This window comes from Desulfurispirillum alkaliphilum, assembly GCF_055378285.1.
Genome location: NZ_AP042405.1, coordinates 2721660 through 2742884 on the forward strand (window position 1 = coordinate 2721660; position 21225 = coordinate 2742884).

The window sequence follows — 21225 nt, forward strand, 5'->3', positions numbered from 1 at the left end:
AAACTCAGATACGTCCGCCTTTCCACACCACCAGACCAAAGATATCTTCAGCAGACAGCTGCTCTGGATGCACCCTCTCGGAGGGATAGGCCGGGTTATCGCTGAAAAAGCGTAAAAATCCATTCAACAGGAGCTCTACTCTTTTAATGATCAGGTTCTGTTTCGCCTGAAAAACATAAATACCATTGGTTTCAATAGCGGTACAGCTCCTGTCCACGACCATCAGATCCCCTTTGCGTATGGTCGGTTCCATGCTGTCACAATGGGCGCGCACGATGGCCATGGTCTCTGTTGAAAACCCTATGGCCTGCAGCAGCTGATCCTTGCTGTGGGGAGACACAACTGTCTCAAGGGTTCTGTCATCAATCGGGCTGCTTTCGTATTCATGAAGCAGTGCATTTTCCTCACTGGAGGACTTACCAGAAAGAATTGCCGCTGTTTTTGCCTGAAAAGCAGATACTCCCACCATCTGCCCGTGTTCAGAGATACCGATAAGCGCATCCATGCTGACCTGATAATCCAGCGCGATTTTCAGCATCCACTCCAGAGGAAAAAATCCCCGTTTCTTGGCCCCGGAAACCGAGGCCGGGTTAATTCCCAAGGCATCCGCCAGCTCTGCCTGAGTGGACAAGCCGGTCAGCTGCTGTATTCTGCTCCATGCACCGTTAAAGGGAACCATGGCTGCTCCTGTTTGCCTGTGGGATGGGTAAACCCGGATATGCGCCGTGTGGAATCACTGCACCTCAATACTCAGGGGCAGCCGGATCGTCGTTCGCGTGCCTTCGCTGGTATTTTCCACACTGATGACTCCCGCCATCTTTTCCTCTATGACAATTTTCGCCAGATACAGCTCTGTGCCCGTCCCTCGCACCACTCCACTGCCAACCCCCCGCTCACGGGTAGTGAAGTAGGGGTCGAATATCCGCGCAAGAACAGACTCGTCAATACCTCCACCATTATCACTGATGGCGATAATCACTTCACCCGCTGTCTGCTCCACATGAATGAGAATCCTGCCTGGCTTGCGCGCCAGAATAATCGCGTCGCGAGAGTTGCCGATAATGGACAGCAGTACCTGTTGAAACTCACGGGGGTAGCCGAACAGTGAAACATGAGAGCTGGTGTCTTCAAGGGTGATGCGGATATTGTTGTCCTTGAGCTGCGGCCAGATAAAGATCAGCACACTCTTAAGCGCCTCTTCCAGCTCAAAACGCACCTTGCTGGCATCAGGCTTGAGGATATTGCGAAAGGTGTCTATGGTGCCCGAAAGCATCTTCAGCTCATTGATAATGTCTTCGGCATACTGCTGCAACCCGGTACTGCTCAGAGTGCCTTCATCGTAGTCCATTCGCAGGCTCTCCACCAGCAGGGACACAACCGTCAGAGGCTGCCGCCAATGGTGCGCAACGGCACTGAGCATCTCGCCCATGGCGATAACACGGGTGCGCTGCAGGATAATATGCTGCTGCTGAAGACAACGCTCAGACTCCTCCTGGACACGTTTATTCAGGTAGGTATTCGCTTCACGCAAATCATCAAGGCTTTTATCCACCTGCGATTCCAGGGAAGACACCTTCTCCTCAAGACCACGAAAGCCTGAGCGCAGATGCAGCAGATTCTGCAGGCGACCCAGCAGCTCGACCTTGTCTACAGGCTTTGTAACCACATCGTTCAGGCCGGCATCGAGGGCTTCGTAGAGAGCCCACTTATCCCCTTTTTCCGTAACCAGAATGCCCGCAACATGTTCTCGTCCCGGTATCTGACGGATCTGACGAAATATATCCAGCCCACTGGCTCCGGCCAGTTCGGCGTCCACCACCAGGACATCCACCGGATTCTCGACACACCAGGCGAACCCCTGAACTTCACAGGCAAATCGCTCAGCGCGACTGTGCAGCTTTTCTGCAGCGGCCTGCGTCAATTCTGCTGTGGTAATACTGCCGATGCTGACTACCGTGTTCATGGAGCACCCTCCTGCAGGTCGTACACACTATCCTCTGGAAGCAGCCACAGAGCCGGTGAACCGGCACCTGCGACCGCCTGACATTAACCTCTTATTAATCCATACTGTCAATATGTATACTTCAGGCTAATTTTGTCAAGGCATTTCTCCTCCGTAGCTACATTGACATTCATTATGCGCCATATTGACCCATTTATTTGCACAAAGCTAATCGCGGCACTCCCGCCAGCTCCACTCCCCTGACTGCCCTTCAGGCAGAGTGCCACCCCTTATGCTGTGCCGCTCACCATGCATGAGCCTGTTGACATAAATCATGAAATTGTCGTACATTCCCACCACTTGGAACTCAGGAGATATTCATGAAACAGGTCAATGTTGGGTTACTGGGATACGGTGTTGTCGGAAAAGGCATTGCCGATATTCTGGAGGCCAACCACCAGCTTATTGCACAGCGAACCGGGGTCGACATCCGGGTCACCAAAGCCCTGGTAAAGGATCTGGACGAAGTCCAGGAAAAACCACCCCATATAGAAATTACTGTCGACCCTTACGCCATTTTTGATGACAGCTCCATTGATATCGTCGTCGAGGTCATGGGCGGTTATGAACCGGCCCGGACCTTTTCCATAGAAGCGATGAAGCGCGGCAAGCACGTGGTCACTGCCAACAAGGCCTGCATCGCCGCCCACTACTGCGACCTGCTTGCTGCTGCCCAGGAGAATGGCGTTTCTTACCTCTTTGAAGGGTCTGTCGCCGGAGGCATTCCCATTGTCCGGGCCATCCGTGACAGCCTGACCGCGAATAATGTCCGCAGCATCAGTGGTATTATCAATGGCACCGCCAACTATATCCTCTCCAAGATGACTGACGAGAAGATCTCCTTCTACGAAGCCCTGGCCCAGGCTCAGAAACTCGGCTACGCCGAGGTTGACCCCACCTTTGATATCGAGGGCATCGACGCCAGCCACAAAATCTTCATCCTGGCCCTGCTGAGCTGGGGGGTAGAGCTCGACTTCAACGCTATCTACACCGAGGGTATTTCCAACATATCACCCATTGATATTGAACTGGCCCGCGAGTTGAATAACAAGATCAAGCTGCTGGCCATCGCCAAGGAATGCGACGGCGATATCGACATCCGCGTTCACCCCACCATGGTGGGTGAGGATCACCCTCTCTACAGCGTTGACGGCGTCTTCAACGCGGTGTACCTGGAAGGTGACTACCTGGGACCAGCCATGTTCTACGGACAGGGGGCCGGACGCTACCCCACCGGCAGTGCCGTGGTGTCTGATATTATCGAGATCGCCAGAGACATGGCCTGTGATATTGCCGGAAAGCGCATTCAACCCTTTGGCTACCATACTCTGCGCAAAGCGCGCATCGTCTCCATAGAAGAGATTCATTCAGCCTTCTATATCCGTTTCACCGTCAAGGACACCGTGGGAGTGCTGCGCGATATTTCTCGTATTCTCTCCGAACACGGTATCTCCATCGCCTCGGCCATACAAAAAGAACGCGGCATCCAGGCAGACGACAGCGTCCCCTTTGTCATCATCACCCACGAAGCCAGGGGATATGATATTCTCCTGTCAATCCGCGAAATAGAACGGCTGGACTTCTGCACCGAACCCCCTGTCATGATCCGCGTGGAGGACTAAAAATGTACCAAGGACTTATATACCGTTTTCAAGACCGCCTGCCTGTGAGCGAAAAAACCCCCATGATCAGCCTGTGCGAAGGCAACACACCCCTGATTGCCTGCAGAAATCTGGTCGAAGCCATCGGCAATCCCAACCTGGAAATATTCCTGAAGTATGAAGGCCTGAACCCCACCGGCTCCTTTAAAGACCGTGGCATGTTCCTGGCCGTAGCCAAGGCCGTAGAAGACGGAGCCAAGGCGATCATCTGCGCTTCCACCGGCAATACTTCCGCCTCGGCAGCGGCTTATGCGGCCAGGGCGGGTATCAAGGCCTATGTCCTGATCCCCGATGGAAAAATAGCTTTTGGCAAACTTTCCCAGGCGGTCATGCACGGCGCCCGCGTCATTCAGATCGACGGAAACTTCGACGATGCCCTGAACCTGGTGCGCGACATCTCCGATAAATTCCCGGTAGCACTGGTGAACAGCGTCAACCCCTATCGCATTGAGGGCCAGAAGACTGCCGCCTTTGAAATCATTGAGGCCCTTGGCGATGCTCCCGACTATCACGTCATTCCCGTCGGCAATGCCGGCAACATCACGGCTTACTGGAAAGGCTACCGCGAGTACCACCAGGCGGGCAAGTCAACACGCCTGCCAAAAATGCTCGGCTTCCAGGCTGCCGGCTCCGCTCCTATTGTACTCGGACATCCGGTCAAGGAACCGGAGACCATCGCCACGGCAATCCGCATCGGCAATCCAGCCAGCTGGAAGCAGGCGGAAGCGGCCCGCGATGAATCGGGCGGCCTGATCGACATGGTAACGGACGAGGAGATTCTGGAGGCGTACAACCTGCTGGCACGCACCGAGGGCGTCTTCTGCGAACCGGCCAGTGCGGCAACCATTGCCGGCGTCATCAAACTCAATAACGCCGGATACTTCACGGGCCGCTGCCGTCTCACCTGCACTCTGACAGGTCACGGCCTCAAAGACCCCGACACCGCCATGAAACAGAAGATCGATCTGGTGAAGTCCAGCAGTGATATGCCCAGTGTGCTGGCCGCCCTGGGACTGGAGGCATGAAACACGTTGTCTTTCTGGGCGACGGCATGAGTGATCACCCGCTGGCAACCCTTGATGGCAAGACTCCTCTGCAGGTAGCCCGCACGCCCCATATGGACGCCATGGTGGCCAGTGGTATTGGCGGCAGCACTCTCAACGCCCCCGATCACCTTCCAGTGGGCAGCGATATCTGCAACCTGGGAGTTCTCGGATACCGGCTTGACACCGGCTATACCGGACGCAGTCCCATTGAGGCTGCCGCCATGGGGGTGGAGCTATCCGATACCGATGTGGCCTTCCGCTGCAATCTGGTCAGTCTGAAAGAAGACAACGGCGTCATGGACGATTTCAGCGCAGGCCATATTTCCACGGAGGAGGCCTGCCGCTATATTCAGTACCTGAAGCAGCACCTGCAAAACGAGCAGTTCTCTTTTTTTCCGGGGGTAAGCTACCGCCACCTGGTGGTCTGGCATGGAGGCATGGAGAGGATGATAACGACTCCGCCCCACGATATTTCCGATCAGGCCATCGCCCCTCACCTCCCCCATGGTGAAGGAGCGGAACCGGTGCGCACACTGATGGAACGGTCCATGGAAATACTGCGCGACTGCCCATTGAATCAGGAACGGGCGAGACTGGGAAAGATACCCGTCAGCGCCATCTGGCTGTGGGGCCAGGGAAAACGGCCAAGCTTTCAGCGCTTCACTGACCTCTACGGGAAAAGAGGCGCCATGATCACGGCTGTAGACCTGATGCGCGGCGTCGCCAACTGTATAGGCTTTCGCAATATTCACGTGGAGGGCGCTACTGGCTGGATAGACACCAACTATGAAGGCAAGGCCCAGGCGTGCATTGAGGCACTCGCGGATGTCGACCTCGTTTACATCCATGTGGAAAGCCCCGATGAGTCGGGCCATGCCGGCAAACTGCAGTTTAAGATTCAGGCTATTGAAGATTTCGATGCCAAGGTGGTCGGACCGGTCATGGCGCACCTGCAGTCGCGATACCATGACAACTTTCGTGCTGTAGCGCTGCCCGACCATCCGACTCCGGTCGAGGTCAGGACCCATACACGCGACCGGGTACCCTTTGCCATGACGGGGGCGCGAATCACTCCCGACCCATGCACCAGCTACGATGAAAGTCTTCTGCAATGCGGGTCGGTACACCTGCATGACAGTACACAACTGATGAAAATGTTACTCGCAATCGATGAACAGAAAGGGAGTTAAATGGCACTCATTGTCATGAAGTTCGGCGGGACCAGTGTTGGCTCCGTCGAAAAAATCAAAAACGTGGCTCAGATTGTCTCCAACGTCAAAAAAGAGGGCAACGATGTGGTCGTTGCTGTCAGCGCAATGGCTGGCGAAACCGACAAACTGGTAGGGCTTGTCAGTGAAATCGCACCAACCGCGAACCCCAGAGAGTATGATCAGGTCGTGGCCACTGGCGAACAGGTGACCATCGGCCTGCTTGCCCTGGCCCTGCAGCAAATTGGCATCGACGCCATCTCCTATTGCGGCTGGCAGATGGGCATGATCACCGACAGCGCCCACTCCAAGGCGCGCATTGAAGAAATCCGGGCCGAACGCGTTCACGCGTCCCTCAAAGAAGGAAAGGTCGTTGTCGTGGCCGGATTCCAGGGAATCACCCAGGACACCCAGGACGTGGCAACGCTCGGACGAGGCGGTTCAGACACAACTGCCGTCGCTGTGGCTGTCGGATTGAAGGCCGACCGCTGCGACATCTACACCGATGTCGATGGTGTCTATACCACAGATCCGCGCATTGTCCCGGAAGCTCGCAGACTCCCTGTCGTCTCCTACGATGAAATGCTTGAAATGGCCAGCATGGGGGCCAAAGTCCTGCAGACCCGCAGCGTGGAGTTCGCCAAAAAATACAACATGCCTGTGCGCGTGCGCTCGACATTCAAACTTGATGATGAAGGAACACTGGTTACATCGGAGGAGGATACCAATATGGAAAAAGTCATGATTTCCGGCATTGCCTATAATAAGAATGAAGCCAAGATCACCCTGACCCGCATCAACGACAAACCGGGCCTGGCCAGCACTATCTTCAGCGCCATCGCCCAGAAGAACGTCAATGTTGATGTGATCATTCAGAATATCTCCCCCAGAGGAGACGGCCAGACTGACCTCTCCTTTACCGTGCCCAAAAATGAAGTACACAAGGCTCTCGAAGCTCTGGAGAGCCTGAAATCCTCACAGCAGATTGGCGATATCCTCGTCGATGAAAAGGTTGCCAAGGTTTCCATTATCGGAGCCGGAATGCAATCCCATGCCGGTGTGGCAGCCAAGATGTTTACCGCTCTGGCCAATGAAGGTATCAATATCATGATGATCTCCACTTCAGAAATCAAAATATCCTGCGTCATCGCCGAAAAGTACACCGAGCTTGCCGTGCGCGCACTCCATGAAGCCTTCGAACTGGAGAAGGAGTAACTTCGCAGAGTCATAACCCATTGCTCTGCTGAATGTTGCCAGACCACTGAAAGCGCTTCAGCAGAGCATTTTCATCGGGGAAAAAGACTTGACAACCGACCACTGCCTCGCTAGATTCTGTGCTAGGTATGTTGTATACATTCACCTGAAATTCCCCTGGAGGTCTTCCATGGCTTATGTAATTAGCGATGCGTGCGTAAACTGTGGCGCTTGCGAACCTGAGTGCCCGGTTTCCGCTATTTCTCAAGGCGATGCCATCTATGTTATTGATGCCGACACCTGCATCGACTGTGGCGCATGCGAATCCGTATGCCCTTCCGGCGCTATCTCCGCAGGCTGATCACACGAACTCACTCAGCTTGCCAACAAAAAGAGCCGCCTGACTTTTGTCAGGCGGCTCTTTTATTGCGGAATCTACAGGAAACAGAACGCTTCACCCACGGGTGATCAGTAGGCGCCCAGTCGCCGGGAAATTTCCCGCCCGGCTTCCATGACAATTGGCAGTATCTCATTCTCAACCCGCTCAAGGGTCATGCGCTGCACCGGCCCAGTAAAACTGATACCGGCAACCGGGGTATTTGTGTAATCCTTGACACTGACTCCCACACAAACAACTCCCTGCTGATACTCCTCGAGATCAACAGCATAGCCCCGTTTCGCGGAAAGCTGCACATCTTCCATAATTTTATCGACCGAATCAAGGGTGTTCGGGGTCCACTTCCTGAGATCACACTGGGAGAGAATACGCTCAACCTCTTCACTGCTGTCATGGGAAAGCTGAGCTTTTCCAATGGCGGTACAGTACGCCGGAACAATAGTTCCCACACGGGGAACCACCCGAACAGGATGTGAGGTTTCGACGATATCCAGGTACACCACGTTGGTATCGCGCAGGACGCCCAGATAAATGGACTCGTTGCACTTGGCCACCGCCTCTTCCAGCACAGGCCGCGCCTGCTTCAGCAATCCCAGCTGACTGACAAACACCTGACCCAGCTCAAGGGAGCGATAGCCAAGCTGATAATTTCCATTGACCGGGTTCTGCTCGATGTATCCTCTGGATTCGAGGGTTGCCAAAAGGCGAAAGACATTGTTCTTATGCAACCCGAGTTTTTTGGAGAGCTCGGTCACTCCCATCTCGGATTCTTCGCTCACACAGAACTCTTCCAATATATCCAGAGCGTGGGAAACGGATTGAATAATATAGTCAGTTTTTTTGCGTTCCATTGGTTGCCTACCTTCAGAGTCATAATTGCCGGACAATATAGAATGATGTTTTATAACAGTCAATAACTTTTATCGACTCTCTCTTGTGTTATTGTGATAACATTCTCAATCCCCTTGAAATGACACTATTTGTGAAGATAGTGTCATGGAAATGTCAAAATACCATTCTATTGGTTGGTTTTCTGCCAGTCAGCGAGGAAGGCATCAATTCCCCGATCGGTAAGGGGATGCTGAACCAGTTGGGAAAGGACCTTAAAGGGGATAGTTGCAATATCAGCGCCAATCAGAGCGGAATCAAGCACATGCAGGGGGCTGCGCACACTGGCGACAATAATCTGGGTGGCAAAATCGTAGTTATCATATATGGTGCGGATTTGGGAAACAAGCTCAAGTCCACCAGCAGCGATGTCATCCAGTCTCCCCACAAAGGGACTGATATAGGTAGCACCGGCTTTGGCTGCCAGCAGTGCCTGATTCGCACTGAAGCACAGAGTGACGTTGGTCATGATACCTTCAGAGCACAGCGCCTTGGTAGCCTGAAGACCTTCGAGGGTCAGGGGGAGCTTAATGACAATATTATCGGCTATCTTCGCCAGCTCCCTGGCTTCGCGAAGCATTCCCTTTGCATCAAGGGCTATGACCTCGGCGCTGACCGGACCATCCACGAGAGCGCAGATATCACGGAAAAGTTCTCGCGAATCCTGCTTACCCTCTTTGGCCAGCAGGCTCGGGTTGGTGGTAACTCCGTCAATCAGACCCCAGGCACTGGCCTGAGTAATTTCCTGCAGGTTAGCGGTATCAATAAAAAACTTCATAGGTGAACTCCTTCTACTCTTCCGCAGCCTGACGAGGCCCGCTGCTGCGCCGCCTGCTGTTTGCCCCTGGGCGGCGACTGTTACTGTAAGGTCGCTCGGCGCCTTCCGGGATAATAATCACCTTGCGGCGGTGCCCTTCACCGCTGGAGGCGGTTTTAATACTTTCAATATCCTGCAGTGTGACATGGACAATTTTTCGCTCGCGCGAGTTCATGGGGCGCATGGGAATACTGCGACCGGTATCTATCGCCTTTTGAGCCAGCTCCAGCGCCTCTTCTCGCAGCGTAAGCTCAACTTCCTTCAGGTAGTTGTTGCTGTCGATCATCAGTCGCAGGTGATCTTCCGCAGACTGATTCACCATACGCGAGATAACAAAGGCAATGGCTTCCAGGGGCTCACCATTGTGATAGCGCAATACCTCGTCGTCAGTGGAGTTCACATGAAAAAGCCAGGTACCGTCGGATTGCTCGGTGCGGCTGATGGAGATGACATTCACCCCCATTCGCTCGAGGAAGAATTCAAGGTGCCGCTGAGCCATGTCCAGCTTCCCGCCTTCAGGGGTATAACTGACACGCACTCGGGTCGGTCGTGTACCCAACAGTCCAAACAGGCCCTTGGTTCCCTCTTCAAGCACCTCAATGGTCACGCTGTCGCGGCTGACGCCGCCAAGCTCTTCAAGGGCAGCGCTGACTGCCTCATCTACAGACTTGCCTTCTATTTCTATCACTTTCATGCAGCGACTCCTTACAGGTATCAGTCTCAGTCAGGTCGTTTATTAATGTAGTACTGCTGGGCGATGGACAGAACATTGTTGACTATCCAGTAAAGGATCAGACCTGACGGGAATGTCATAAACAAAAAGGTGAACACAATGGGCAGTGAAAGCATGATCTTGCGCTGCACCGGATCCATGGCGGTGGGAGTCATCTTCTGCTGCAGGAACATAGTGGCACCCATGATGACCGGGGTAATATAGTAGGGATCAAGGGCGCTCAAGTCATTGATCCACAGCGCAAAAGGAGCATGACGCAGCTCAATGGCGTTCATCAGGGTTTTGTACAGAGCAAAAAAGACGGGAATCTGCACCAGGATAGGCAGACATCCGCTCAGGGGATTCGCCTTGTGGGTCTTATACAGTTCCATGGTTGCAGTATTGAGCTTCTGAGGGTCATTTTTGAACTTCTCTTTGAGTTTTTTCAGCTCAGGAGCCAACACGCTGATTTTCTTCATGGACTTATAAGACTTATGGCTCAGCGGGAAGAAGATGATCTTGATACACACGGTCAGCAGGATAATGGCCACACCGTAGTTGCCGGTCAGCGAGTAGAACCAGCGGATAGCCTGCATCAGCGGCGCTGCAAGAATGCTGAGGAATCCGTAGTCGATCGTCTGGGAGAGACCGACATCATAGGTATCGAGTATTCCCTTGAGTTTGGGACCAGCGAAAACGGTCACCGATGTTCCCAGTGGGCTCACCAGGGCGGCACCACGCTGGGGGATGTCCGGGAAAAGGCGAAAAGTGTCCTGTGGGCTGGGCAGAAAAGCAATCAGGAAGTACTTGTCCATCACACCACCATACCCAATGTTCCGGATATCCCGTACCGCCGAAACATCGCTGTACTTGATTTTATCCAGACCAGCATCGGCGGATCCATGAACAATCCCTTCAAAGGAGAAGGTGTCGCCTTTGACATTTGCAACAATTTCAACGGGCAGTGTGGTAACGGCAGCACAGGCTCCCGGTGCGCACTCCATATCGTAGCGGATGGAAAATTCGTAGGCGCCGGAAAGTGTATACTGCTTGCGCACATCTCTGCCATCGGGCAAAAGCGTATGAAAGGTGACACTGTTGTCGGTCTGCTGCTCCACAGTGAAAGGCAGTCCTGCCAGGTCAATGTTGCCCGTGGGAGTTGCGATAACTGAGGTAAACGCTGGGTAGCCCGCTCGTATCATTTCCACCATGGCGCCGCCTCGGCCATCCTCCTGATGCTCCTTGAGCCGCAGAGACTGCAGATGTCCTCCGGAAGTACTGAAAGTCGCGATGATAAGATCATTTTCCAGAACCACATCTCGACCATCAACAATACGCAGGGATTGGTCAGAAAGGCCCTGATCCAGTGAGGGTGACGAGGAGAACTGGGTAGCGGGAAGCGCAGGAACCGCATCATTCTGAGCAGGTGCCTGTAGAGTGGGCTCCGCAACTTTGGCCGGAGCGCCATCAACGGGAAGGGGAGGTTCGTCCATCTCTATAAAAAAAATCTGATAGCTGAAGAGCACTATTGCCGAAAGCACGATGGCAAGCACCATCTTGTTATCCATGTAATCCTCCTTTAGTCAGGTACAGGGTCATAACCACCCTTGCAGAAAGGGTGGCAACGCAGCAGACGCCACAGCGTCAGATAGAAGCCTTTAAAGAAACCGTGGCGAGTGAAAGCTTCCAGCGCGTAGGAGCTACAGGTGGGCGTAAACCGGCACGAAGGCGGGAGCATGGGAGAGATGATATACCGGTAGAAGCGGATAATCAGAATCATAACGTGTTTCATAGGTCAATCACATGCCGGAATGAACTTGGCCCTTTGAAGCAGATGCTCAAGTGCGCTCATCGCCTCGGGGCCCTTCAGTTCTGCAGCAGGCGGCCTGGCCGCCATAATGATATGGTACTGTCCCTGAATGTACTTTCGGTTCCGACGGAAGGCTTCACGCATCAGACGCTTTAATCGGTTCCGCACGACGGCATTTCCCACTTTCTTGCTTACCACAACTCCAACTTTCAGTTGTTCTGCCCGGAGGAACACCAGCACGAAATACTGGCTGCGCACAACCTTCCCAGCGTCGTAAACCGCCCGGAACTGGCGGTTTTTCTGTAGTCGTAGCGACGCTGGAAAACGGTTATCGTCCATCAGGCAGCGAGTACGGCTCTCCCTTTGGCACGACGACGTGCGAGTACCTTACGGCCATTCTTGGTTGCCATGCGGGCGCGGAAGCCTTGCTTTACCTTTTTGCGGCGGTTGTTGGGGCGGAATGTTCTCTGTTGCATATTATCTCCTTACATTTCCATGTTCTGTATTTCAATCTCTGCAGAAAATCTGCCTGAAGAGGCAAAACCGGCGCATTATAGAGAAGACCAGTGGGAAAAGTCAACGCCTTTCGCCCCTTATCCCTGGAGTTTCTCCACCAGCTCACGCAGAAGGCTCTCAGCATCCTGATTCCCCACCTGACAGGTACCGGCATTGGCATGGCCACCGCCCCCATATTCCAGCATCAGCTTACCTATATTGACGGTTGAAGAGCGGTCAAAAATGGATTTCCCCACCGCAAAGACCGTATTCTGTTTCTTCAGGCCCCACAGGACATGGATTGAGATAAGCGACTGGGGGAAAAGGGCATAGATCATAAAGCGATTGCCCGTATAAATGGTATCCTCTCCACGCAGATCAAGCACTGCCAAGGTTCCACGCATGGTGGTGCAGCGCTTTATCTGATCCTTGAAGAGATCCTGCTGCTCAAAAAACAGCTCCACCCGCTCCTGCACGTCGGGTAAAGCCATGATCTCCTGTATGGAGTGGTGTTTACAATAGTCTATCAGGTCCATCATCAGCTGATAGTTGGAAACACGGAAGTTGCGGAAACGACCAAGTCCGGTGCGGGCGTCCATCAGGAAATTCAGGAGCACCCAGTCCTTGGGATCCAGAACTTCCTCACGGGTAAACTGAGCGGAATCCCCCTTGTCTACGGCAGCCATCATATCAGAGGAAATAATGCCACCGAAGCGCTCATCGCCACCAAAGTAGTTATAGACGACGCGGGCTGCCGATGGTGCCATCGCGTCGATGATATGATTTTCCTCGCGAGTGCCTCCAGCACGGATGACTTCGCTCTCATGGTGGTCAAAGGCCAGATGCACACCCGGGACATAGGGAAGGTTCGTGGTGATATCCCGCGACGTTATCTGAATTTTCTGATCCTGCATATCTTTGGGGTGCACGAAGAGAATATCGTTGATCAGGCCCATTTCTTTCAGCAACACACCGCAGACCAGACCATCAAAGTCACTGCGGGTTACGAGACGGTACATTCCTCCCAATGGAACCATGATTCACTCCTTTTTCCAGTTATCCCGAACCACCCTGGTCCAGTTTGCTTTCCACTGACTTGACCTTCTTGTACAGGGCTCCGGTGGTGCCCACCTTGTCGTCAATCTTAATGGAGGTGGAAACTCGCAGAGAGTGCTGACGCATGTTGACATGGCACTTCTGGATCAAGGCAAAGACCTCTTCCGGTTCACCCTCAACAATAGTTCCCATGGCATGCAGTTCATAGGGCAATCCACTCTGCCGTATAATCTCTATGGTTTTGGCAACATATTCCGACAAGTGCCCGTGAGCTTTGTCGATGGGGGTTATGGAAAACTCAGCCAGCATGCTCGCACCTCCGTTTCAGTGGCTATTCAATATGCGTACTCTTGATATGCAGCTCCTGCAGCTGACGCTGGTCGACCACACTGGGGGCATCGGTCAGCAGGCAGGTGGCCTTCTGGGTTTTCGGGAAAGCGATGACATCGCGGATGGAGCTGGTGCCCGAAAGAATCATGGCGATGCGGTCAACGCCGAAAGCAATACCGCCGTGGGGAGGCGCACCGAACTCCAGGGCATCCAGCAGGAAGCCAAACTTCATGCGCGCCTCTTCTTCGCCGATTCCCAACAGGGAGAACATGCGCTGCTGCAGCTCCATGGTGTGAATACGGATGGAGCCGCCGCCGATTTCCGAGCCATTGAGCACCAGGTCATAGGCGCGGGCGCGGGCGGCACCGGGATCGCTCTCCAGCAGACCGAAGTCCTCTTCCAGGGGAGAGGTGAAGGGGTGGTGCATGGCCATGAAGCGCTTGCTGTCCTCATCCCACTCCAGTAGGGGGAAGTCGGTGACCCACAGGAAGTTGTACTGATTGTTGTCGATAAGGCCGAGACGCTGAGCCAGAATCAGGCGCAGCTGGCCCAGGGAGTTGGCCACGACGCTTCTGGTGTCAGCCATAAAGAAGATACAGTCGCCCGGTTTCGCACCGACGCGCTTAACGATGGCCTCCAGGGTGGCCTCGCCCAGGAATTTGGTGATGGGGCTCTGATACTCGTTTTCCCGCACCTTGATATAGGCCAGGCCTTTGGCACCGTAAACCGCCAGGTCCTTGGTGATGTCGTCAATATCCTTGCGGCTCAGGTGTTCACAGCCCACTCCATTGATGGCCTTGACCTGGCCGCCATTTTCAAGCGCGCTCTGGAAAACCTTGAAACCTGAGAAATCCAGGTCGCTCAGATCCTGCAGCTCCAGTCCAAAACGGGTGTCAGGCTTGTCGGAGCCAAAGCGGTCCATGGCCTCCTGGTAAGAAAGGCGGGGGAAGGGTACGGGAATTTCCCGGTCGGCGATATCGCGCCACAGCTTCTGCATCAGGCCTTCGATCAGCGCAAAGAGCTGCTCGCGATCGATGAAGCTCATCTCCATATCCAGCTGGGTGAATTCGGGTTGGCGATCGGCGCGCAGGTCCTCGTCGCGGAAGCACTTGACGATCTGGAAGTACTTGTCGTAGCCGGAAACCATCAACAGCTGCTTGAAAAGCTGGGGTGACTGAGGCAGGGCAAAGAAGCGGCCGGGATTGACCCGCGAAGGCACCAGGTAGTCCCGCGCCCCCTCGGGGGTGGATTTGGTCAGCACCGGCGTTTCGATATCCAGAAAGCCTTTTTCGTAGAGGTATTCGCGCATGGAGCGGGTCAGGCGGTGGCGGTTGATGATGTGCTTCTGGATTTCGGGACGGCGCAGATCCAGGTAGCGGTATTTCAGGCGCAGGTTTTCGCTGACATCGGTGTACTCGTCGATCATGAAGGGCGGGGTCTTGGCCACGCTGACAATGCGCAGCTCACTGACCACCACTTCGATGGCACCGGTTTTCAGCTTCTCGTTTACCGTACCTTCGGGGCGGTGGCGCACAGTGCCCACAATGGCCAGCACATATTCGGAGCGGATGGATTCACCCTTTTCGTGAACCTCCTGATTGACCTGGGGGTCCATGACCAGCTGGGTCAGTCCGTCGCGATCACGCAGATCGACAAAAATCAGGCCACCGTGGTCGCGGCGGCGGTGGGCCCAGCCCATCAGGGTAACTGATTCACCAATGTTCTCTATGCCAAGCTGGCCACATGAATGCGTTCTCTGAAGTCCCTGGATACTGTCCATAAACGATGGATCTCCTTAAGCTATAGTACAAAAATATCAGGCTACCTGTTTGGCCGTAATCCCGGAACAATCCTGGTTACGGAAGTTTCGCAAGCTCAGCCAGTGGAACCTGGCGCTGTTCTCCCGTCGCCAGCTCCTTCACCGTAAAGAAGTTGCCAGCGGCTTCATCACCACCGATCAGTACCACGTGGCGGGCACCCAGGCGATCACCGCGCTTGAAGATGTTTTTCACTGAACGCTGGCGGGTATCAAGCTCGCTGGTTTTCCCCAGCGCCCGCAGGGCGCGCAGGGCCTGCAGCCCCTGTAAAGTAAAAGTATTCTCCGTGTATCCAATATAAAAATCAAGGGATAAGTCTGCCTGTAGTGAATCGAAATGCTCCACCAGCAACATGACCCGTTCCATGCCGAAGGCAAAGCCCACGGCAGCTGTGGCAGGACCACCCAGATCCTCCACCAGTCCATCGTAGCGACCACCACCACCAATGGCATTCTGGGAGCCCAGCAGGCTGGTGGTAAACTCAAATGCCGTGCCCACATAGTAATCCAGGCCTCGCACCATAAACGGGTTGCGCTGGTAAGGCACTCCGTAGGCGTCCAGATAGATCTGCAGCGCTCCATAGTGTGCGGCACAGGATTCACAGCGGTGTTCGTCAATGGTGGGAGCACTGGCCACCTGGGCCTGACACTCCGGGTTTTTGCAATCCAGCACCCGCAGGGGGTTTTTCTCAATGCGCTCCACACAGTTTTCACACAGGTGCTCGCGGCGGGCATTCAAAAATGCCACCAGAGCCTGGCGATAGCCGGGACGACACTGGGGGCAGCCGATATTGTTGATTTCAATGGTCACCCCTGCGGCAATGCCCAGTTCGACCAGCATGGTGTAACCAAGGGCGATGGTTTCGGCGTCAATGGTCGCCTCGGTTTCGCCGAACACTTCCACACCCAGCTGGTGAAACTGGCGATAACGGCCTTTCTGGGGACGCTCATAACGGAACATGGGGCCACGGTACCAGACCCGCTGGGGAGCCAGCTCGTTGTAGAGCTTATTCTCCACATAGGCCCGCACGACTCCGGCGGTGCCTTCGGGACGCAGGGTAACCGACTCGTCCGATTTGTCCGCAAAGGTGTACATCTCTTTGCCCACGATATCGGTGTTCTCTCCGATGCCGCGGCAGAAGAGTTCTGTTTTTTCCATGATGGGCAGGCGGATCTCCTGGTAACGCCAGTTTTCAAGGATCTCCTGCAGAATCTGCTCAGCCTGACTCCAGCGCCTGGCCATGGGGCTGAGCAGATCATTGAAGCCGCGTATTGCTTTAATCTGTTTTTCTGACATATTTTTCCCTGTATGCAGACTCAGCAGGATTCGCGTTTCTGGCGAATCCACTGGACGATGCGCTCCTTGCGCTCTTTCCAGGCGTCTTTCTCCAGACGCTCACGCACAAAATCTTCGAACAGCACACTGATCAGACGATCAAGCTTTTCCAGCCAGTGCACGCGTTCAATGAATATCTCCTCGTCATTTTCCAGCAGAATCAGCGGCAATTTGATGCTTGCCAGCTGCAGCGTCGTCCCCTTGAGCGTGAACAAGGCGTTCTTCTCGGGGCCAAACTCCACCTTGATCTTGCACTCCTTGACCTTTTTCCCTTCATACAGGGCCATGGCCGCTTCCGGGCTTATGGATGGTTCACCCTTAGACAGCCGGGATTCACGGGCATCGCCAAACTGGCTCTCCAGCACGATAAAATCGTCGATCCAGATGTGAATCAGCTCGTTCTCAAAGGTGTAGCGCCCTTCCATGATTTCACTCTTGTGCCAGAGCCAGATCAGAAACTCTTTGCCCAGAAAGTCGGTATTATTCATGCTCCACCCCGAAACTTTCCGGTGCCAGCTGCTCGCGGGCCCATGCCATGGCAGAAGTCAACTCCATGTTCCCCATGCGCCAATGGGGGGTAACCAGGGAGATCTTTCGATCAAAGGTCTTGCGGAAGTACTCCACAAAGAGATCATTGGCTGCCTGAGCCGTCGAGCCAAAGAATACCCGTCCAGCCGGCACATTATAGAGCATATCCCACACCTTGGTCTGGGGATACTGCTGTTTGATGAGGAACTGCCGCGTCTGCTCCTTGATAAAGATGCGGTCATCGCGGGTCAACCGTTCTTTGCCGCTCTCGCGCTGATACTGCTGCTCGCGCTCAGGCAGCAAGGCTTTAAGCATCTGGGAGGGGACGACTTTTTTGTCAAGGCGCAGGGAGATCAGAATGTGATCTCGGGAGGGGAAGACCTCATCCTGAGTGAAGTGATTATGGAGAAAATTCCTGGCCGAGACCCACCCCATGGTACTCTCGGAAAAATCCACCTCGTCAAAGGAGACAAAGCGGTTCTGCAGCAGACTTTCAAACATCTGCTCCATATAGTCGATACCGGGTTCGCCCTGCACCGCATAGGGAGTATAGCTGATGGAGCCACTATAAAAACCCATGGATATCACCCTTTCCCATTTATCATAGAAGCGTGTCAGGGTACTACACCAGTCGCCCGCTGTAAATACGGCGTGTACCCTTCCCAGCGCTTGTCACAGGCGCGCCGGGATCTGTGCGATTTAATGGCAGCCGGATGGCTGGCGACTGACAACCGCTGCTGCGGGTTTGGTGAGATTGCGCACATCAACACTGGAGACCAGGTTTCTGGCTATTTTCGCGAAGCGCTGGCGCAGCTCATCGTTCTCATCAAGGCAAAGGAAGAATGGCTTGCCACCGTCACCGGTCTGGCGCACGCTCAACTCCAGGGGCAGGTCGCCCAGGAAGGGGAATTTCTTCTCTTCGGCATACTTACGCGCACCGCTGTCGCCAAAGATATGGCTCTTGTGGCTGCATTCCGGGCAGATGTGATAGCTCATGTTCTCCACAATACCCAGTATTTCCACCCCAGTGCTCGCAAACATGCTTACGGCTTTTCTGGCATCAAGCAGGGCCACATCCTGGGGCGTGGACACGATAACCGCTCCGGTCACCGGCAGCATATTCACCATGCTCAGCTGAATATCGCCGGTTCCCGGTGGCAGATCCAGGATAAAGTAGTCGATTTCCCCCCACTTCACCTCTTCGACAAACTGCTTCAGGGCAGCATGCACCATGGGGCCACGCCAGATCACCGGGCTGTCATCCTCCACGAAAAATCCGATACTGATGACCTTTACATCGTACGCCACCACAGGGATGATCATATCGTTATCGACGGTGGGTTTTTCTTCCGTGATGCCAAACATCTTCGGGATGGAGGGGCCATAGAAATCCATGTCCAGTACCGCAACGCGATGGCCCATGTCGGCGAGTGCCACCGCGAGATTGGCGCTGACCGTCGACTTGCCCACGCCCCCCTTCCCGCTGGCAACCGCAATAATGTTCTTTACTCCAGGCAGAGGAGTGCTCTTGGCCGTGCCTTTGCGGCTATCGCGGGCCGTCAGGTGGATATTGACCGTCCCGATGGATGGAAGCGCTGCTTTGATGGCATCGCGACAACTGTTTTCGATGGTAGACTTTAACGGGCAGGCGGCCGTGGTCAACTCCACCGTCACATCGGTGTCATTTCCGCTGACCTGAATATCCTTGATCATACCAAGCTCCAGCAGTGTCCTGCCAATTTCGGGATCCTTCACCGGAGCCAGTGCTTCACGCACCTGTTCAACTGTAATACTCATAGATATCTATCCTCATGAAAATTTTCTGTATCAGACGCAGCGCACTGCGCGGACAGTTTTCTACTGCAGGGTATCGAGCAGCCTGCTGCGGCGCTCTGTGTATTCCTGTTCAGAAATCAGGCCACTTTCGTGCAGTTCCTGTAAAAATTCCAGGCCTGTGCGCACTCGCTCGCGATGCTGCTGCACAGTACCCATTGACGGATCAGAGGACTCTGTTCCCAACGCCGATTCGTACAACAAGGAAGCATCAACTTTCACCCAGAGGGGGTACGGCTTTGCGTTGGATTGAAGCTGATGGTGCCAGTGCTCGGCATCCATGGCAAGGGTAACCAGCGAATCTGTAACCTGAAGCGGCTCCAGGATACCATCCATGGAACGGGGATTCATATTGTCAATATCCGGCAGCAGGCGGATATTGGCAAAGGCAATATTGAGCTGAGCCTGGGCATCGACAAAGAGCACCCCATCTGTGCGACGCTCCCGGAGTGCGCTGCCAGGTTCCCGAAAAAACGACGAAAAGAAGATCCGCTGGTTCTGATCAGCGGTGGACAGTGCCTGAACGAGAGCCGGTGCCAGCTGGCGGACTTCCAGCTCATGAAAAACCGGACCACCAGAGCTCACCAGAACACCTTTTGCCCTGTAGGTCAGCTGCTCCAGCATGTCCGACAAAATACGCTCATCAACCACCAACGGATGTCGGTAACCCTGCGTCTGCACCTTATCATCTGCAACCCGATGCTGAACCCGCACGGTATAGGCAGACTGCTCATCAACCTGGATATTCTGCCAGCGCGGCCCACCGCAACCGGCAAGCACAAACAGCGCCGTCAGAATCAATACAAGACTTCTCACTCCAACCCTCCATTATCAGCTGTATGTATATTTGAGTCGCATCACGTTAAGACCTCATGGGCGAAAACGCAAAGAAGCAGGACTGGTTATACGCTGCAACGCTGCAAAATTCAACTCTCAGCAGGAGAGTTGTCTCGGGCGCAGGAAGGGTGTATGATGCCCGAAATCATAGGTGGAGAAAAACGGTAACCTCCACGAAAATGGGAAGTAAGAGGAGAAAACATGCATTCAACCATCATTGTCGCCCTGGACACCCGTGACCGGCTGGCTGCCAAAAGCATCGTGACTGAGCTGTCACCCCACAATCCATGGTTCAAGGTGGGCAAGGCCCTCTTTGTGTCCCGAGGCACCGACATTGTGGAAGAGTTGATGAATAATGGAGCCAACATCTTTCTGGATCTGAAGTTCCACGACATACCCAATACCGTTGCCGAAGCCGTGAAGGCGGCTGCCGACATGGGTGTGCGCATGGTGAACGTACACTGCCTGGGCGGACGCAGGATGATGGAGGAGGCCGCGAACGCCGTCGCGCACCTCTCCAGCCCGCCACTGATAATCGGAGTCACAGTACTCACCAGCATGAATCAGCGCGACATCGAAGAAGTGGGAATCACAGAGCCCATTGACCAGGAAGTCCTCAAACTTTCAGCCCTGGCCAAAGACTGCGGCCTGGACGGCGTGGTCTGCTCCCCTCAGGAAATCGCACTCATCAAACAGCAGCTCGGAGCGGAGTTCATCACCGTGACACCGGGCATCCGTCCCGCATGGTCAGCCACTGACGACCAGACCCGCATCACCACCCCGGCTGAAGCAGCCACCCTGGGCACCGACTACATGGTCATCGGACGCCCCATCATCAAACACCAGCGCCCCCTGGAGGCGTACGAAAGCATTCAGCAGGAGATTCAGGCTGCTCTATCGTGACCCAAACATGGAAGTATACCGCCACCCGCAGCCCGGCACCCTGTCACGCCGCAACAGCATTCATCTGCTGCGCCACAAGGGATATCTGCACACTGGAGAACACCAGGGGCTGATTGTCGCCCGAGAGGTTCCCGCCATGTCGGTGCATGTCAAACTGCTGTGTAGTGGTGAACTTCCTCCCGCCGATATCCACCCGCATCCATGCTCAAACTGTGTTCGCTGCATCAACCGCTGCCCGGCCAAGGTCATTGGCAGTGGCCTTGGTGGGCGACGCAGCCTCAAGTGTGCCCTCTATCGCTGGCTGCTGCGCTGCAACCAGTGCTTCGAGGCCTGCAGTCAGGTCATCAGACCCTGAA

The 21225-nt window shown here is 54.4% G+C and carries 24 protein-coding genes; 7 read left to right on the forward strand and 17 right to left on the reverse strand.

The window, feature by feature from the left end; all coding sequences use genetic code 11:
- Window positions 1-4: 4 nt before the first annotated feature.
- On the reverse strand, window positions 5-679 hold the full coding sequence (locus ACZ46I_RS12235) for a LexA family transcriptional regulator (protein WP_464280950.1): 675 nt from the start codon (window positions 677-679) through the stop codon (window positions 5-7).
- A gap of 54 nt (window positions 680-733) precedes the next feature.
- Entirely contained in the window at window positions 734-1963 is a 1230-nt protein-coding gene (locus ACZ46I_RS12240) for a sensor histidine kinase (protein WP_464280951.1), read from the reverse strand.
- Between the two features lie 359 nt (window positions 1964-2322).
- Here ACZ46I_RS12240 and ACZ46I_RS12245 point away from each other — a divergent pair, with 359 nt between their 5' ends.
- From ACZ46I_RS12245 to ACZ46I_RS12265, 5 genes are all read left to right on the forward strand, one after another.
- Window positions 2323-3624, forward strand: a complete 1302-nt coding sequence (locus ACZ46I_RS12245; protein WP_013505440.1) for a homoserine dehydrogenase — start codon at window positions 2323-2325, stop codon at window positions 3622-3624.
- A 2-nt stretch (window positions 3625-3626) separates the two neighbouring features.
- Complete coding sequence (gene thrC / locus ACZ46I_RS12250; protein ID WP_013505441.1) at window positions 3627-4688, forward strand: threonine synthase; 1062 nt, start codon at window positions 3627-3629, stop codon at window positions 4686-4688.
- Window positions 4685-5899, forward strand: a complete 1215-nt coding sequence (locus tag ACZ46I_RS12255) for a cofactor-independent phosphoglycerate mutase (RefSeq protein ID WP_464280952.1) — start codon at window positions 4685-4687, stop codon at window positions 5897-5899. The genes thrC and ACZ46I_RS12255 overlap by 4 nt, the downstream gene beginning before the upstream one ends.
- Window positions 5900-7132, forward strand: a complete 1233-nt coding sequence (locus ACZ46I_RS12260; protein WP_464280953.1) for an aspartate kinase — start codon at window positions 5900-5902, stop codon at window positions 7130-7132.
- A 169-nt stretch (window positions 7133-7301) separates the two neighbouring features.
- Window positions 7302-7472, forward strand: a complete 171-nt coding sequence (locus ACZ46I_RS12265) for a 4Fe-4S binding protein (RefSeq protein WP_013505444.1) — start codon at window positions 7302-7304, stop codon at window positions 7470-7472.
- A gap of 107 nt (window positions 7473-7579) precedes the next feature.
- Here ACZ46I_RS12265 and ACZ46I_RS12270 read toward each other — a convergent pair whose 3' ends face one another.
- From ACZ46I_RS12270 to ACZ46I_RS12340, 15 genes are all read right to left on the reverse strand, one after another.
- A complete protein-coding gene (locus ACZ46I_RS12270) occupies window positions 7580-8359 on the reverse strand; it encodes an IclR family transcriptional regulator (RefSeq protein ID WP_013505445.1) in 780 nt (259 codons plus the stop codon).
- 167 nt (window positions 8360-8526) lie between these two features.
- Window positions 8527-9174, reverse strand: a complete 648-nt coding sequence (gene fsa / locus ACZ46I_RS12275) for a fructose-6-phosphate aldolase (RefSeq protein WP_013505446.1) — start codon at window positions 9172-9174, stop codon at window positions 8527-8529.
- Between the two features lie 13 nt (window positions 9175-9187).
- Window positions 9188-9907, reverse strand: coding sequence for an RNA-binding cell elongation regulator Jag/EloR (gene jag, locus ACZ46I_RS12280; RefSeq protein ID WP_013505447.1), 720 nt, complete (start codon window positions 9905-9907; stop codon window positions 9188-9190).
- Window positions 9908-9933: 26 nt separating this feature from the next.
- Window positions 9934-11493, reverse strand: a complete 1560-nt coding sequence (gene yidC / locus ACZ46I_RS12285) for a membrane protein insertase YidC (protein ID WP_464280954.1) — start codon at window positions 11491-11493, stop codon at window positions 9934-9936.
- 11 nt (window positions 11494-11504) lie between these two features.
- Entirely contained in the window at window positions 11505-11717 is a 213-nt protein-coding gene (gene yidD / locus ACZ46I_RS12290; protein ID WP_013505449.1) for a membrane protein insertion efficiency factor YidD, read from the reverse strand.
- A gap of 3 nt (window positions 11718-11720) precedes the next feature.
- Window positions 11721-12074, reverse strand: a complete 354-nt coding sequence (gene rnpA, locus ACZ46I_RS12295) for a ribonuclease P protein component (RefSeq protein WP_013505450.1) — start codon at window positions 12072-12074, stop codon at window positions 11721-11723.
- Window positions 12074-12211 (reverse strand): 50S ribosomal protein L34, encoded by a 138-nt coding sequence (rpmH, locus tag ACZ46I_RS12300; RefSeq protein ID WP_013505451.1) that lies wholly within the window; start codon window positions 12209-12211, stop codon window positions 12074-12076. The genes rnpA and rpmH overlap by 1 nt, the downstream gene beginning before the upstream one ends.
- A gap of 117 nt (window positions 12212-12328) precedes the next feature.
- Complete coding sequence (locus ACZ46I_RS12305) at window positions 12329-13267, reverse strand: exopolyphosphatase (RefSeq protein WP_464280955.1); 939 nt, start codon at window positions 13265-13267, stop codon at window positions 12329-12331.
- Window positions 13268-13286: 19 nt separating this feature from the next.
- Complete coding sequence (locus tag ACZ46I_RS12310; RefSeq protein ID WP_226508810.1) at window positions 13287-13595, reverse strand: MTH1187 family thiamine-binding protein; 309 nt, start codon at window positions 13593-13595, stop codon at window positions 13287-13289.
- A 22-nt stretch (window positions 13596-13617) separates the two neighbouring features.
- Window positions 13618-15396 carry an aspartate--tRNA ligase gene (gene aspS, locus ACZ46I_RS12315; RefSeq protein ID WP_013505454.1) on the reverse strand — a complete coding sequence of 593 codons (1779 nt, stop codon included), beginning with the start codon at window positions 15394-15396 and terminating at the stop codon, window positions 13618-13620.
- A 76-nt stretch (window positions 15397-15472) separates the two neighbouring features.
- The gene (gene hisS, locus ACZ46I_RS12320) at window positions 15473-16729 is read right to left on the reverse strand and encodes a histidine--tRNA ligase (RefSeq protein WP_464280956.1); all 1257 of its coding nucleotides are present in this window, start codon (window positions 16727-16729) and stop codon (window positions 15473-15475) included.
- Window positions 16730-16749: 20 nt separating this feature from the next.
- Window positions 16750-17256 (reverse strand): hypothetical protein, encoded by a 507-nt coding sequence (locus ACZ46I_RS12325; protein WP_013505456.1) that lies wholly within the window; start codon window positions 17254-17256, stop codon window positions 16750-16752.
- Window positions 17249-17875: a recombination-associated protein RdgC gene (gene rdgC, locus ACZ46I_RS12330; RefSeq protein ID WP_464280957.1), complete on the reverse strand. Its 627-nt coding sequence runs from the start codon at window positions 17873-17875 to the stop codon at window positions 17249-17251. The genes ACZ46I_RS12325 and rdgC overlap by 8 nt, the downstream gene beginning before the upstream one ends.
- Window positions 17876-17995: 120 nt before the next feature.
- A complete protein-coding gene (locus ACZ46I_RS12335; RefSeq protein ID WP_013505458.1) occupies window positions 17996-19093 on the reverse strand; it encodes an Mrp/NBP35 family ATP-binding protein in 1098 nt (365 codons plus the stop codon).
- 60 nt (window positions 19094-19153) lie between these two features.
- On the reverse strand, window positions 19154-19945 hold the full coding sequence (locus ACZ46I_RS12340) for an SHOCT domain-containing protein (protein ID WP_464280958.1): 792 nt from the start codon (window positions 19943-19945) through the stop codon (window positions 19154-19156).
- Window positions 19946-20167: 222 nt separating this feature from the next.
- Here ACZ46I_RS12340 and pyrF point away from each other — a divergent pair, with 222 nt between their 5' ends.
- Together pyrF and ACZ46I_RS12350 are read left to right on the forward strand one after the other, a co-directional pair.
- Window positions 20168-20869 carry an orotidine-5'-phosphate decarboxylase gene (gene pyrF / locus ACZ46I_RS12345; RefSeq protein WP_013505460.1) on the forward strand — a complete coding sequence of 234 codons (702 nt, stop codon included), beginning with the start codon at window positions 20168-20170 and terminating at the stop codon, window positions 20867-20869.
- A gap of 7 nt (window positions 20870-20876) precedes the next feature.
- The gene (locus tag ACZ46I_RS12350; protein WP_464280959.1) at window positions 20877-21224 is read left to right on the forward strand and encodes a hypothetical protein; all 348 of its coding nucleotides are present in this window, start codon (window positions 20877-20879) and stop codon (window positions 21222-21224) included.
- Window position 21225 lies beyond the last annotated feature (1 nt).

Bases quoted from the DNA above. Each gene is read 5' to 3' on its own strand.
- ACZ46I_RS12235 (WP_464280950.1), bottom strand. From the start codon at position 679: ATGGTTCCCTTTAACGGTGCATGGAGCAGAATACAGCAGCTGACCGGC.
- ACZ46I_RS12240 (WP_464280951.1), bottom strand. From the start codon at position 1,963: ATGAACACGGTAGTCAGCATCGGCAGTATTACCACAGCAGAATTGACG.
- ACZ46I_RS12245 (WP_013505440.1), top strand. From the start codon at position 2,323: ATGAAACAGGTCAATGTTGGGTTACTGGGATACGGTGTTGTCGGAAAA.
- thrC (WP_013505441.1), top strand. From the start codon at position 3,627: ATGTACCAAGGACTTATATACCGTTTTCAAGACCGCCTGCCTGTGAGC.
- ACZ46I_RS12255 (WP_464280952.1), top strand. From the start codon at position 4,685: ATGAAACACGTTGTCTTTCTGGGCGACGGCATGAGTGATCACCCGCTG.
- ACZ46I_RS12260 (WP_464280953.1), top strand. From the start codon at position 5,900: ATGGCACTCATTGTCATGAAGTTCGGCGGGACCAGTGTTGGCTCCGTC.
- ACZ46I_RS12265 (WP_013505444.1), top strand. From the start codon at position 7,302: ATGGCTTATGTAATTAGCGATGCGTGCGTAAACTGTGGCGCTTGCGAA.
- ACZ46I_RS12270 (WP_013505445.1), bottom strand. From the start codon at position 8,359: ATGGAACGCAAAAAAACTGACTATATTATTCAATCCGTTTCCCACGCT.
- fsa (WP_013505446.1), bottom strand. From the start codon at position 9,174: ATGAAGTTTTTTATTGATACCGCTAACCTGCAGGAAATTACTCAGGCC.
- jag (WP_013505447.1), bottom strand. From the start codon at position 9,907: ATGAAAGTGATAGAAATAGAAGGCAAGTCTGTAGATGAGGCAGTCAGC.
- yidC (WP_464280954.1), bottom strand. From the start codon at position 11,493: ATGGATAACAAGATGGTGCTTGCCATCGTGCTTTCGGCAATAGTGCTC.
- yidD (WP_013505449.1), bottom strand. From the start codon at position 11,717: ATGAAACACGTTATGATTCTGATTATCCGCTTCTACCGGTATATCATC.
- rnpA (WP_013505450.1), bottom strand. From the start codon at position 12,074: ATGGACGATAACCGTTTTCCAGCGTCGCTACGACTACAGAAAAACCGC.
- rpmH (WP_013505451.1), bottom strand. From the start codon at position 12,211: ATGCAACAGAGAACATTCCGCCCCAACAACCGCCGCAAAAAGGTAAAG.
- ACZ46I_RS12305 (WP_464280955.1), bottom strand. From the start codon at position 13,267: ATGGTTCCATTGGGAGGAATGTACCGTCTCGTAACCCGCAGTGACTTT.
- ACZ46I_RS12310 (WP_226508810.1), bottom strand. From the start codon at position 13,595: ATGCTGGCTGAGTTTTCCATAACCCCCATCGACAAAGCTCACGGGCAC.
- aspS (WP_013505454.1), bottom strand. From the start codon at position 15,396: ATGGACAGTATCCAGGGACTTCAGAGAACGCATTCATGTGGCCAGCTT.
- hisS (WP_464280956.1), bottom strand. From the start codon at position 16,729: ATGTCAGAAAAACAGATTAAAGCAATACGCGGCTTCAATGATCTGCTC.
- ACZ46I_RS12325 (WP_013505456.1), bottom strand. From the start codon at position 17,256: ATGAATAATACCGACTTTCTGGGCAAAGAGTTTCTGATCTGGCTCTGG.
- rdgC (WP_464280957.1), bottom strand. From the start codon at position 17,875: ATGGGTTTTTATAGTGGCTCCATCAGCTATACTCCCTATGCGGTGCAG.
- ACZ46I_RS12335 (WP_013505458.1), bottom strand. From the start codon at position 19,093: ATGAGTATTACAGTTGAACAGGTGCGTGAAGCACTGGCTCCGGTGAAG.
- pyrF (WP_013505460.1), top strand. From the start codon at position 20,168: ATGCATTCAACCATCATTGTCGCCCTGGACACCCGTGACCGGCTGGCT.
- ACZ46I_RS12350 (WP_464280959.1), top strand. From the start codon at position 20,877: ATGGAAGTATACCGCCACCCGCAGCCCGGCACCCTGTCACGCCGCAAC.